Source organism: Lelliottia sp. SL45, assembly GCF_026672535.1.
Taxonomy (GTDB): Bacteria; Pseudomonadota; Gammaproteobacteria; order Enterobacterales; family Enterobacteriaceae; genus Enterobacter; species Enterobacter nimipressuralis.
The window spans coordinates 229767-242008 of sequence record NZ_JAPPRH010000001.1 but is presented as its reverse complement, the minus strand read 5'-3'; the positions used below and the strand labels follow the sequence as shown (position 1 = coordinate 242008).

At 55.6% G+C, this 12242-nt stretch carries 13 protein-coding genes; 7 read left to right on the top strand and 6 right to left on the bottom strand.

Features of this window, described 5'->3' with window-relative positions; translation table 11 throughout:
• Positions 1-122: 122 nt before the first annotated feature.
• Complete coding sequence (locus OVA10_RS01325; protein ID WP_268194979.1) at positions 123-1439, top strand: cytosine deaminase; 1317 nt, start codon at positions 123-125, stop codon at positions 1437-1439.
• A 3-nt stretch (positions 1440-1442) separates the two neighbouring features.
• On the opposite strand, the gene tsgA is transcribed toward OVA10_RS01325, so the two are convergent.
• Entirely contained in the window at positions 1443-2627 is a 1185-nt protein-coding gene (tsgA, locus tag OVA10_RS01320) for an MFS transporter TsgA (RefSeq protein WP_102105346.1), read from the bottom strand.
• Positions 2628-2903: 276 nt separating this feature from the next.
• On the opposite strand from tsgA, the gene ppiA reads away from it, so the two are divergent.
• The 5 genes from ppiA to argD all read left to right on the top strand — a co-directional run bounded on the left by ppiA (position 2904) and on the right by argD (position 6245).
• Positions 2904-3476, top strand: a complete 573-nt coding sequence (gene ppiA, locus OVA10_RS01315; protein ID WP_095283699.1) for a peptidylprolyl isomerase A — start codon at positions 2904-2906, stop codon at positions 3474-3476.
• A 106-nt stretch (positions 3477-3582) separates the two neighbouring features.
• Positions 3583-3750, top strand: coding sequence for a YhfG family protein (locus tag OVA10_RS01310; protein ID WP_100778622.1), 168 nt, complete (start codon positions 3583-3585; stop codon positions 3748-3750).
• Positions 3740-4342 (top strand): putative adenosine monophosphate-protein transferase Fic, encoded by a 603-nt coding sequence (locus tag OVA10_RS01305; protein ID WP_107702718.1) that lies wholly within the window; start codon positions 3740-3742, stop codon positions 4340-4342. The genes OVA10_RS01310 and OVA10_RS01305 overlap by 11 nt, the downstream gene beginning before the upstream one ends.
• A 32-nt stretch (positions 4343-4374) precedes the next feature.
• Positions 4375-4938: an aminodeoxychorismate synthase component 2 gene (pabA, locus tag OVA10_RS01300; protein WP_129034796.1), complete on the top strand. Its 564-nt coding sequence runs from the start codon at positions 4375-4377 to the stop codon at positions 4936-4938.
• Between the two features lie 86 nt (positions 4939-5024).
• Positions 5025-6245, top strand: coding sequence for a bifunctional acetylornithine/succinyldiaminopimelate transaminase (argD, locus tag OVA10_RS01295; protein WP_194513806.1), 1221 nt, complete (start codon positions 5025-5027; stop codon positions 6243-6245).
• A gap of 45 nt (positions 6246-6290) precedes the next feature.
• On the opposite strand, the gene OVA10_RS01290 is transcribed toward argD, so the two are convergent.
• Both OVA10_RS01290 and crp read right to left on the bottom strand, forming a co-directional pair.
• A complete protein-coding gene (locus OVA10_RS01290) occupies positions 6291-8378 on the bottom strand; it encodes a YccS/YhfK family putative transporter (RefSeq protein ID WP_268195359.1) in 2088 nt (695 codons plus the stop codon).
• 58 nt (positions 8379-8436) lie between these two features.
• Entirely contained in the window at positions 8437-9069 is a 633-nt protein-coding gene (crp, locus tag OVA10_RS01285) for a cAMP-activated global transcriptional regulator CRP (RefSeq protein WP_000242758.1), read from the bottom strand.
• A 306-nt stretch (positions 9070-9375) separates the two neighbouring features.
• Here crp and OVA10_RS01280 point away from each other — a divergent pair, with 306 nt between their 5' ends.
• Entirely contained in the window at positions 9376-9780 is a 405-nt protein-coding gene (locus OVA10_RS01280; RefSeq protein ID WP_100780801.1) for an OsmC family protein, read from the top strand.
• An 83-nt stretch (positions 9781-9863) separates the two neighbouring features.
• On the opposite strand, the gene OVA10_RS01275 is transcribed toward OVA10_RS01280, so the two are convergent.
• The 3 genes from OVA10_RS01275 to OVA10_RS01265 are packed head-to-tail and all read right to left on the bottom strand — an operon-like array spanning position 9864 to position 12001.
• On the bottom strand, positions 9864-10733 hold the full coding sequence (locus tag OVA10_RS01275; protein WP_100778627.1) for a phosphoribulokinase: 870 nt from the start codon (positions 10731-10733) through the stop codon (positions 9864-9866).
• A 30-nt stretch (positions 10734-10763) separates the two neighbouring features.
• Positions 10764-10982: a YheU family protein gene (locus OVA10_RS01270; RefSeq protein ID WP_095283693.1), complete on the bottom strand. Its 219-nt coding sequence runs from the start codon at positions 10980-10982 to the stop codon at positions 10764-10766.
• Positions 10979-12001, bottom strand: coding sequence for a hydrolase (locus OVA10_RS01265; protein ID WP_100778628.1), 1023 nt, complete (start codon positions 11999-12001; stop codon positions 10979-10981). The genes OVA10_RS01270 and OVA10_RS01265 overlap by 4 nt, the downstream gene beginning before the upstream one ends.
• Between the last annotated feature and the right edge of the window lie 241 nt (positions 12002-12242).

Here is a 12242-nt window from a genome sequence, read left to right as displayed (position 1 = left end):
GATTTTTATAAGTCATGGAAATAGCACGCTTTTCGCGAGAGTCTAATTTATATACAAATTAGGGGGCTAATGATTACGATGACGTACCCCTTAATTTCAGCCGCATTTTTCGGGAGAAAGGTATGACGACAACACCGCTTTGGCTGGTTCAGAATGTTCGGTTACCTGGCCGGGAAGGGCTATGGCAAATCGGCATTGAGAATGGCCGTTTTGCAGAGATCACCCCGATGCGCGACGCTCATGACGAAAGTTATGAAGTGCTTAACGCTCGCGGTGGACTGGCGATTCCGCCGTTTATCGAGCCTCATATTCATCTGGATACGACGCAAACCGCCGGGGAACCGAGCTGGAACCAGTCGGGAACGTTGTTTGAAGGCATCGAACGCTGGGCCGAACGCAAGGCGCTGCTCAGCCATGACGATGTCAAAGCCCGCGCGTGGAAAACGCTGAAGTGGCAAATCGCCAACGGTATCCAGTTCGTGCGCACCCATGTGGATGTCTCCGATCCGACCCTGACCGCCCTGAAAGCGATGCTGGAAGTGAAGCAGGAAGTGGCGCCGTGGGTCATGCTGCAAATCGTCGCATTCCCGCAGGAAGGCATTCTCTCTTATCCCAACGGCGCGGCGCTGCTGGAGGAGGCCTTAAAACTGGGGGCCGATGTGGTCGGGGCGATCCCGCACTTTGAATTTACCCGCGAGTACGGCGTGGAGTCCTTGCACATCGCCTTCGCGCTGGCGAAAAAATATGACCGCCCGCTGGATATCCACTGCGATGAGATCGACGATGAGCAGTCGCGCTTCATCGAAACCGTCGCCATGCTGGCGTACGAGGCGGGCATTGGCCATCGCGTGACCGCCAGCCATACCACGGCGATGCACTCCTACAACGGTGCTTACACGTCGCGCCTGTTCCGCCTGCTGAAAATGTCAGACATCAACTTTGTCGCCAATCCGCTGGTGAATATCCATCTTCAAGGGCGTTTTGACGACTATCCGAAACGCCGCGGCATCACCCGGGTGAAAGAGCTGCTCGAGGCTGGGATTAACGTCTGCTTCGGTCATGATGACGTCTTTGATCCCTGGTATCCGCTGGGGACGGGCAATATGTTGCAGGTGCTGCACATGGGGCTGCATGTTTGCCAGATGATGGGCTATCCGCAAATCGACAGCGGGTTAAACCTGATCACGCACAACAGCGCCAGAACGTTTGGCCTGACGGATTACGGCATCGAAACGGGTCATCCGGCGAACCTGATTATTCTGCCTGCTGAGAGCGGTTTTGAAGCGGTGCGTTGCCAGGTGCCGGTGCGCTGGTCGATTCGTCAGGGACGGGTGATCGCCACCACACAGCTGGCGCAAACGTGGATACAAACCGATAGCGGGGGAGAGGAAGTGAGTTTTACCCGAAACAGCCCCTTTGCCGATGGCAAAGGGGCGTAGGCATTAGTGAGAAGCCGCTGCCGTGTTGTGCTGACGGTGGCGGGTGACAAAGCCCAGAATCAGACACATCACGAACACCACGGCGTACAGGCCGTTAGCCGTGTGCAGGGCTGCCAGCGGGCCACTGTGCGCCACGATTGGACCGGTCACCACGAAAGTCAGCATGGTGCCGATGGTGCCGCAGGTCAGCACAAAGTTCACCAGCTTCGGCGATGCCACTTTGGTTTGCAGGGAGCCGAGCGTAATGATCGAGGTGTAAATCGCGCTGGAGAAGAAACCGAGGGTCAGAATGAACCACGGCATATGCTCCGGCGAACCGTTGATGAACAGATACATCAGCACGGTTGCCAGGCCCGCCAGTACGGTCAGGATGCGCTGCAGATCGAAGAAGCGCAGGATGAAGCTAAACGCCCACATGCCAAACATGTACGACATCCAGAAATCACTCACCAGTTTACCGGCGTCGTTCAGACTCATGCCCAGCCCTTTGGCATATTCCGGCACCCAGGAGATAAAGCCCAATTGGCCGAGGATGTAGCACAGCGCGGCAATGGAGAGGAACAGCACGCCGATTCCCCATTTCTCTTTCACCACCGGCTCAGACGTTTGCACCGCTTTTTTGCCCAGTACCGGGAAATCGCAGCCGAAGGTCAGAATAAAGATAGCGACGTACACCAGCCCGATGCAGGCATAAACCCAGTACCACTCGATGCTACGCGCCAGAAGAACGGCGGCCACCATTGGGAAGATCATCCCCGCCATGCTGAAGAACGAGTCGGTGAACAGCAGACGCGCGCCGCGCTGGCGGCCTTCGTACATGTGGGTGATCAGGAAGGTCCCGATGGACATAGTAATCCCGCTGACCAGCCCGAGAACGAACATCGACGCCGAGAACAGGGCGATACTGTGGCTGACCATCAGGCCCGCCACGGCGGCGACCATCAGCACAAAGCCGAAGCGCAGCTGCGTTTTCAGCGGCACGATTTCCATCAGCCAGGCGTTTAAAAAGATCGAAATCAGGATCCCGGCGTTCAGGAAGGTGAAGGTGTTACTCATGCTGGAAACAGGTAGCTGGAAATAATCGGCAATATTGCCCATTACCATCCCGGTGACGATCACCAGTGCGCCGGTGAGGGCGTACGAGAAGAAGCTGATCCATGTGAGCTTGATGCGGTTGCTGTTAGTCATGTCTGCCTTGTATATGTACGTAAAGCGCGTTGACGCGCGAAGTGCGGGCAGATTTTAGTCATTAAAGTGATCTATTTAAATCTTTTCTGAAAATTATGATCATCGTTACAGTATTTATCATGACGTAAGTCACCTTTTTACCCGCTGGATTCAACTGTTTGCGCCGTTACAACTGTTTCAAATTCGTAAAATTAGGTAAAAGGCTGGCCTCCATCCATACTGCTCTTTAGAATCAAGCAACTTGCCTTATTTACCGCGCTTTTTTAAGGAATTCTCATGCTCAAATCAACTCTGGCGGCTGTCGCAGCTGTGTTTGCTCTTTCTGCTGTCTCTCCTGCTGTTCTCGCAGCGAAAGGCGACCCCCATGTTTTGCTGACAACGTCCGCCGGGAATATTGAGCTGGAACTGAATAGCCAGAAAGCTCCTGTTTCTGTGAAAAACTTCCTTGATTACGTCAATAGCGGTTTCTATAACAACACCACATTTCACCGTGTGATCCCGGGCTTCATGCTCCAGGGCGGCGGTTTTAACGAGCAGATGCAGCAGAAACAGCCTAACGCGCCGATCAAAAACGAAGCCGATAACGGCCTGCGTAACACCCGTGGCACCATCTCCATGGCACGTACTGCCGACAAAGACAGCGCGACCAGCCAGTTCTTCCTCAACGTTGCTGATAACGCCTTCCTCGATCACGGTCAGCGTGATTTTGGTTATGCGGTCTTCGGTAAAGTTGTGAAAGGCATGGACGTGGCGGACAAGATCTCTCAGGTGCAGACCCACGACGTCGGTCCATACCAGAATGTGCCGACAAAACCGGTAGTTATCCTCTCCGCAAAAGTGCTGCCGTAAGATTCTCCTCTGCGGGCATTCTCGCCCGCATTGCTTTCCCCTCCCTGCGAAAGCGCAGTTTGCTGCTTATACTTGTGGCAAACGGACACATTCAGGGAGGCGTTAAGTGAAAAAACTCACCGATAAGCAAAAATCCCGTCTCTGGGAGCAACAGCGAAATACCAATTTCCAGGCCAGCCGCCGTCTCGAAGGCGTCGATAGCCCGTTAGTCACGCTCAGTGCGCAGGACGCCGAGGTTCGTATTCAGGAACTCAGGAGGCACTATGAGCGATAAAATTGGTGACGACCGCGATCCGTACCTCTATCCCGGCCTGAATGTGATGCGTAATGCGCTCAGTATTCGTCAGGCGGAGCGCCTGGCACAGGCCTCCTACGAACTCACCGCCCTGCGCGCGGCCACGCTGCCTCTTGGCCCGCCGGCTCGCGGGCTGCCGCATCTGTGCGCCATCCATCGCCACCTTTATCAGGATATCTTTAGCTGGGCGGGAGCGATTCGTGAGGTCGATATTTATCAGGGCGATACCCGTTTCTGCCATTTTGCCTACATCGAAAAAGAGGGCAACGCCCTGATGCAGGACCTGGAGGAGGAGCACTATCTCACCGGTCTTGAGCGCGAGGCGTTTATTGCCAGACTCAGCCACTACTACTGCGAGATTAACGTGCTGCACCCGTTTCGCATTGGCAACGGCATCGCGCAGCGCGTCTTCTTCGAGCAGCTGGCGATCCACGCGGGCTATCAGCTGAGCTGGCAGGGGATCGATCCGGATGCGTGGTCGGCGGCCAACCAGAGCGGGGCGATGGGCGATCTGACCGCGCTCAACGCCATCTTTGCCAAAGTTGTGAGCGAAGCGCGGGAAACTGAGTAGAATAGGGCGGCTATTTTTGTCCCGGAGCCGCCATGATCCTGCTGATTGATAACTACGATTCCTTTACCTGGAACCTTTACCAGTACTTTTGTGAACTGGGTGCAGAGGTCATTGTCCGGCGCAACGATGACATCACGCTGGCTGATATCGACGCACTGGCCCCGCAGAAAATCGTGATTTCACCGGGGCCGTGTACGCCTGACGAATCGGGTATTTCGCTGGAGGTCATCCGCCACTATTCCGGCAAACTGCCGATTCTGGGGGTTTGTCTCGGTCATCAGGCTATCGCGCAGGTGTTTGGTGCGACCATTGTTCGTGCCGAACGCGTGATGCACGGCAAAACCTCACCGGTCACCCACACCGGCGTGGGGGTGTTTCAGGGGCTGAATAACCCGCTGACGGTTACGCGCTACCACTCGCTGGTGATCGACCCGCCCACGCTTCCCGCGTGTTTTGACGTCACCGCCTGGAGCGACACCCGGCAGATCATGGGCATTCGCCATCGCGAGTGGGACCTCGAAGGGGTGCAGTTCCACCCGGAGAGCATTCTGAGCGAACAGGGCCACCAGCTTCTCGCCAATTTCCTCAATCGCTGAATTTCTATTGCCTTGTTGTGATTTTTTATGCATATTTTGTGATTATATTTTCACAATTAATGTGACATAAAACGGACGGGCATGACATGGCAACTGAACAACCTGCAATTACGCGCGCAACATTCGATGAAGTGATTCTGCCGGTTTATGCACCGGCGGAGTTTATCCCGGTGAAAGGGAAAGGCAGTCGGGTATGGGATCAACAGGGCAAAGAGTACGTTGATTTCGCGGGCGGCATTGCGGTGACGGCGCTGGGGCACTGCCATCCGGCGCTGGTTGAGGCGCTGAAAACACAGGGGGAAACCCTGTGGCACACCAGCAACGTGTTCACTAACGAACCGGCGCTGCGCCTGGGCCGTAAGATCATTGATGCTACCTTTGCCGAGCGTGTGCTGTTCATGAACTCCGGCACCGAAGCCAATGAAACCGCCTTTAAGCTGGCGCGCTATTACGCATCCACGCGTCACAGCCCATACAAAAGCAAGATTATTGCATTCCATAACGCCTTCCATGGCCGTTCGCTGTTCACCGTTTCCGTGGGCGGGCAGCCGAAATATTCCGACGGTTTTGGTCCAAAACCTGCTGATATTATCCACGTGCCGTTTAACGATCTGCATGCGGTCAAAGCGGTGATGGACGATCACACCTGCGCGGTGGTGGTTGAGCCGATCCAGGGCGAGGGCGGCGTGATGGCCGCGACGCCGGAATTTCTGAAAGGACTGCGCGAGCTGTGCGATGAGCATCAGGCGCTGCTGGTCTTTGATGAAGTGCAGAGCGGTATGGGGCGTACCGGCGATCTGTTTGCCTATATGCACTACGGCGTAACGCCGGATATCCTGACCAGCGCCAAAGCGCTCGGCGGCGGTTTCCCGGTGAGCGCCGTCCTGACGACGCAAGAGATCGCCTCAGCCTTCCACGTTGGCTCTCACGGCTCCACTTATGGCGGCAACCCGCTGGCGTGCGCGATCGCCGGAGCGGCGTTCGATATTATCAACACCCCGAAAGTGCTGAACGGCGTAAACGCGAAGCGTGAGCAGTTTGTGCAGCATCTCCAGCAGATCGACGCGCAGTACGACGTGTTCAGCGATATTCGCGGCATGGGACTGTTGGTCGGTGCGGAACTGAAGCCACAGTACAAAGGTCGCGCGCGCGATTTCCTCCACGCCGCTGCCCACGAAGGGGTGATGGTGTTGAATGCCGGGCCGGATGTGATGCGCTTTGCGCCGTCGCTGGTGATTGAAGGGCAGGATATCGATGACGGCATGAACCGCTTTGCCAGTGCGGTGAAGAAGATCGTTCAGGGCTAGTGGAGTCGCGGCTTCGTTTTGTTCCGACCTACGGAGCCGCAAACCTCACGATGCCTTACGGCGCATAATCCTCGTCAGCCAAACCCCGTGATGCGGACGCTGACGCCACGCCACCGACGAAATGGTGTGCATGGTGTTCAGGTGTCCTATTACGCGCTGTAAATGCTGCTCCAGAGTGCTCATTGGCCCGTGGGTGAGCGTCTCTGGCGCTTCCAGAATATTGGAATCTCCCGACTCTCCCGGCGCGTCGTACTCCAGACGCTGCTGACAACGCTGCAATGCAATTTCACACGACTGCAAATAGCGCTGCGCCAGATCCGGCGTCAGCATCGTGTGCTCGCGCGCCAGGGTCGTCATCGCGTTAATGTGTTCGACGATGAACTGGCTGTGCGTCACCCACAGTTTCATATCCGCCAGATAGTCTGAATTAAAGCCCGGCTCCTGCATCGCCTGGTTGAGGGAGTTATACAGCGCGTTGTGCGCCTGGTTGACCTTCATGCGCTCGTACGCCAGCGGCGAAGGTTTGGGATCGTCGCTCAGGATCAGACGAATGGCCTGCTGGTCCGCTTCAAGGGCGTCGTGGGCGTTCTGGCGCAGCAGCCCGCTCTGCCACTGTGGCCACAGCCAGACCATGCCGCCAAAGGCGATCAGACAGCCAATCAACGTATCCACCAGCCGCGCCACGATAAACTGCTCGCCGTTCAGGGTCAGCAGTTGCAGGGTATATACCGCCGTCACCGTAAACCCGACCATTGCCCAGCCGTAGTTTTTGCGGATGATCAGATAGCCGACCAGGGTAATGACCAGCATTCCCAGCAGGGTATAGCCGTCAGGAACACGGAAGTGCAGGGTGATACCGGCAATCACCAGCCCGGCAAACGTCCCGAGCGCACGGTGCAGTATTCGCACGCGCGTCGCACCATAGCCATTCTGGGTGACAAACAGCACGGTCATTAAAATCCAGTAGGGCTTGGGTAAGTGCAGCGCGACGCCCATCAGGCTGGCGATGCTCAGCATCACGCTGATGCGTGCGGCATTGCGCAGGGCGGAGGATTTCAGTGATAAATAGCTTTTCAGTGCCGGCAGCAGCGGCAGACGCTTTTGTTTATCGGCCATCAGGTCGCGCGGGTAGAGCGGGCGCTGAGTGCGCAACACGCGTGCGATGCGGCTAAAGTGCCAGGCGCAGAACTGCCCAACCGGATTATCCGGGTGCTGACGGGCTATTTTCTCCAGCGCGCCCAGCTGTTTATCCATCGTAAAACGCGTGGGATAACGGTGGTAAAGAATATCGTCAGCCAGCACCCGCAGGCGCGCCGCGACCGTCTGGGCATTCCAGCGGATCACCGCTTCGGCGTGGCTGCGCTCCACCAGTTTTTGCACCTCCTGCGGATGATGCAGACTGACCGAAATATGCTCCTGCAGATCAAGCCCCACCTGGAAGACGCGCAGCAGTCGCTTGTATTCATGGTTTTTATTGGCCGCCAGCATGTGCAGCTGCTGATAGCACTGGCTGATTAAGTCGACCACTTTTTGCTGGCGCGTAAGCAGCGGGGGCAATGATTTTTCCGGGTCTGTGTGTTGCGTCAGCAGGGTGTATTTGGCTTCGCAATAGTCCGCGAGCTGGACGTAGAGCAGGCTCAGGGATTCGCGCAGGGGCTGCTCCCGCCACATCCAGAACCAGAACCAATTAAACAGCCCATACCACAGGGTACCGAACGTATAGATCAGCAGCGGCTCCCAGACGGGCATATTTCCGGCGAGGCTCAGTGTGAAAATCGCGGCAATCAGTGAGGCGGGCAGCAGGCGAGCGTGCAGCGAACTGATCTCCGCCGTGACGCCCAGCGTCATCGCCAGCACGGTCAGGATTAACGGCAGCGGGATATCACGGGCCAGCAGCAGCTGCACGGCCAGGCTACATCCGGCGAACAGGCAGCCGCCGATAATCAGGCGTTTGAAAAAGCGTTTATGCGGTGTATCGAGACCGGCAATGTTGCAGCAGGCAGGAACGAGAGAGAACAACAGCCCATGTTGCAGATGGCCCAGGATTAAACCGACAGCCACGGGAAGACATAACACCAGGGTTTGACGTAGTGCGTAGTTAACTTCGGGGTGATAAATCAGCCTGCGCCACATGTTCGTCAGAGACAAAAACGGCGTGACACCTTGCGATGGCACGCCGTTCGTTCCGGAATTAACGCGTTCCGTAGACCACGATAGTTTTACCGTGAGCGGAGATCAGGTTTTGATCTTCCAGCATTTTCAGGATACGGCCAACGGTTTCACGAGAACAGCCGACGATCTGACCAATCTCCTGACGGGTAATTTTAATTTGCATACCGTCCGGGTGGGTCATGGCGTCAGGTTGTTTCGCCAGGTTCAGCAGGGTCTGCGCGATGCGGCCTGTTACGTCCAGGAAGGCGAGGTTACCCACTTTCTCGGAAGTGACCTGCAGGCGGCGAGCCATCTGCGAAGAAAGACGCATCAGGATGTCCGGGTTTACCTGGATCAGCTGGCGGAATTTCTTATAGGAGATCTCTGCAACTTCACACGCGGTTTTCGCACGCACCCAGGCGCTACGTTCCTGGCCTTCTTCAAACAGGCCCAGTTCACCGATGAAATCGCCCTGGTTCAGATAAGAAAGGATCATCTCTTTCCCTTCTTCATCTTTGATCAGCACTGCCACCGAGCCTTTGACGATGTAATACAACGTTTCCGCTTTTTCACCCTGGTGAATCAGCGTGCTCTTCGATGGGTACTTATGAATGTGGCAATGAGACAAGAACCATTCGAGAGTCGGGTCTGTTTGCGGTTTGCCAAGCACCATGCGCTGTTATCCTCTGTTATAAGCTGTCTCAGAGTCAAAATCGCATCCTGACTCTGGGGTTGCAATCGAATTCTTACCCGTACCTGGGAAGTGGCTGTCGCACTGTTCGCAGCCAGTAAAGTTTGATGTCCTCTGCATACATGTGTAACGTCAATGTATTACTGTAGCATCGAGACTGTTTTAGCATAGCTTTAGCCGCGTGTCTCCTGGTGTCTCGCTTCAGCATGATGCAGGTCGCCTTCCGTTGCGAGAATTGTAACGCACGCGTAATCTGTTCGGAAAAATGCAACTTTGGAGTTAATGAAAATGCAAGCGCGTGTGAAATGGGTTGAAGGTTTAACGTTCCTTGGCGAATCCGCTTCAGGACACCAGATTTTGATGGACGGCAACTCCGGAGATAAAGCGCCAAGCCCGATGGAAGTGGTGCTGATGGCGGCGGGCGGATGCAGCGCGATTGACGTGGTTTCGATTCTGCAGAAAGGCCGTCATGACGTGACGGACTGCGAAGTGAAGCTAACGTCAGAGCGTCGCGAAGAGGCGCCACGTCTCTTTACGCACATCAACTTGCATTTTATCGTTACCGGTAAAGAGTTGAAGGATGCGGCGGTTTCCCGTGCGGTGGATCTGTCTGCGGAGAAGTACTGCTCTGTGGCACTGATGCTGGAAAAAGCGGTGAACATTACGCATTCGTACGAAGTGATCGACGCTTAACACTACGCCCGGTAGCGCTACGCTTGCCGGGCCTGTCACCGCATGATTCAGCCGGATAGCGAAGTGCCCTCCGGCGACTGAAATCAGGCGATCTTCTTGCCTTCCATCAGCCGTTGCACCAGCGGCATCATGATCAATTCCATCGCCAGCCCCATCTTCCCGCCCGGGACCACTAATGTATTGATATGGGAAATGAATGAACCCTGCAGCATCGCCAGCAGCCAGGGGTAATCAATGTCTTCCAGATTGCGGAAGTGAATCACCACAAAACTCTCGTCCAGCGACGGAATTGTTTTCGCCGCAAACGGGTTAGAGGTGTCCACCGTCGGGACGCGCTGGAAGTTGATGTGGGTGCGCGAGAACTGCGGCGTCAGGAAGTTGATGTAATCTTCCATCGAGCGCACGACCGAATCCATCACTGCTTCACGCGAATGGCCGCGCTCGCTCATGTCACGGGTCAGCTTCTGAATCCACTCTAGGTTGACAATCGGCACCACGCCGACCAGCAGATCCACGTGGCGCGCCACGTCGTGCTGTGGAGTCACCACGCCGCCGTGCAATCCTTCATAAAACAACACGTCCGTCGGCTCCGGCAGGGGTTGCCACGGCGTGAATGTGCCAGGAACCTGATTCCATGGCACCGCTTCATCGTAGGTGTGCAGATATTTACGCGACTGACCTTTTCCCGTGTGGCCGTAGTCCTGGAAAGTTTGTTCCAGCAGGCCAAAGTCGTTGGCGTCTGGCCCGAAATAGCTGATGTGTTTACCTAAATCCCGGGCCTTGCGGATAGCCATGTCCATTTCAGGACGGGTGAAGCGATGAAAGCTATCGCCCTCAACCTCGGCAGCGCGCAGATTGAGCTGCGCGAAAATCTTGCGAAAAGCGAGGCTGGTGGTGGTGGTTCCCGCACCACTCGAACCCGTAACGGCAATAACCGGATGTCTGGCGGACATAGCAACTCCCTGACTGGAAAGATGGAACAATCAACCGCGAAACTGATTGCGCGGCATGATGTTGACGGTTTCGTGCAGTTCAGACCACACCAGCAACACCTCGCCACTCTGTAGCTGCCGTTTTACATCGGCGACCTTTTGTTCAAGCGAACGCTCATGTTCACCATAATCGGTGCCTTCGCGTAATACAAAGCTTTCAATCAGGCTATCCAGCGTTTCGGGAGCCAGATCCTGCCAGGGAATCATCATTTTACTCTCTCCAGAAATGGGGTTAACCAGTCAGGGATGCGCGATTCCAGCCACATTTTCGGGCGAAGTAACGTCCCGGTGATAAAGCCGACGTGGCCGCCGTGTTCGGTCAGCTGATACTGCACGTTTGCAGGCAGATGTTCCGGGGCCGGAATGGAGTGATGATCCATAAAGGGATCATCTTTCGCATGGATGATCAGCGTCGGTTTGGTGATCTGATTCAGCAACGGCATCGCGCTACACTGACGATAGTAGTCGATCGCGTCGGCAAAACCGTGGATCTTCGATGTGATCAGATCATCAAACTCGCGAAGACGACGCATCCGCTTCAGCTGTTGCAGGCTGATGGGCAGGGTGTCCGGATAGGCCTTTAGCTTACGCGCGGCGTTAGCTTTCAGCAGGTTGAGCAGATAGCGCTGATAGACCCGCGAAAAACCCTTTTCCATATGGTAGCTGCACTGCTCAAGCATGAACGGTGCGGAGACAATCACCGCCGCATCCAGCGGAACGTTATTGCTCTCTTTTGCCAGCAGGCAAGCGAGCATATTACCGCCCAGGGAGTAGCCTACGGCGGCCGTTGGCACGGTGCCGAAGGTAGTGCTTAACCAGTGTAAAAACCAGGTGCCGTCTTCGGTTTCGCCGGAGTGATAAATTCGCTCACGGCGATTCGGCTCGCCGCTGCAGCCGCGAAAATGCATCACGACGCCGAGCCAGCCGCGTGATTTTGCCGCGTGGATTAGCCCGTGGGCGTAGGGGCTGTGCAGGCTCCCTTCCAGGCCATGAAACACCACCAGACGCGGTTTGTGCCTGGCCTGTTCGGGATCTTCGCTCCAGGCTAAATCCACGAAATCTCCGTCCGGCAGATCGAGGCGCTGCCAGTGCGGCGTAAATTGCAGTTTTCGGCGCAAAATCCGCGGCAGCATGGTCTGCAGATGTGGGTTCGCCACACCCCGCATGGGGACGAATGCTGCGCTCTCATCGCTTGCGATGTCGAAATCTGATGGAATAATTTGAGTCATAACGATGCAATGTTAATTCTTGTCAGTCATTTACTATACCTTCCGAATTGTACCCTGTTTATAAAAACGAAGAGCGTTTACCTCCGATTCAGCCATTTCTGCCACCTCTGGCATTTTTTCGCGCGATGCGAACTGATCTCGATCACAAATCTTTACCTCGATTATTACTCTCAGGCTAATGATTCCACACTACGCTTAATTGATGCCTTTCTCACCAGAGCGCACACTTTGTTCAGCGTTA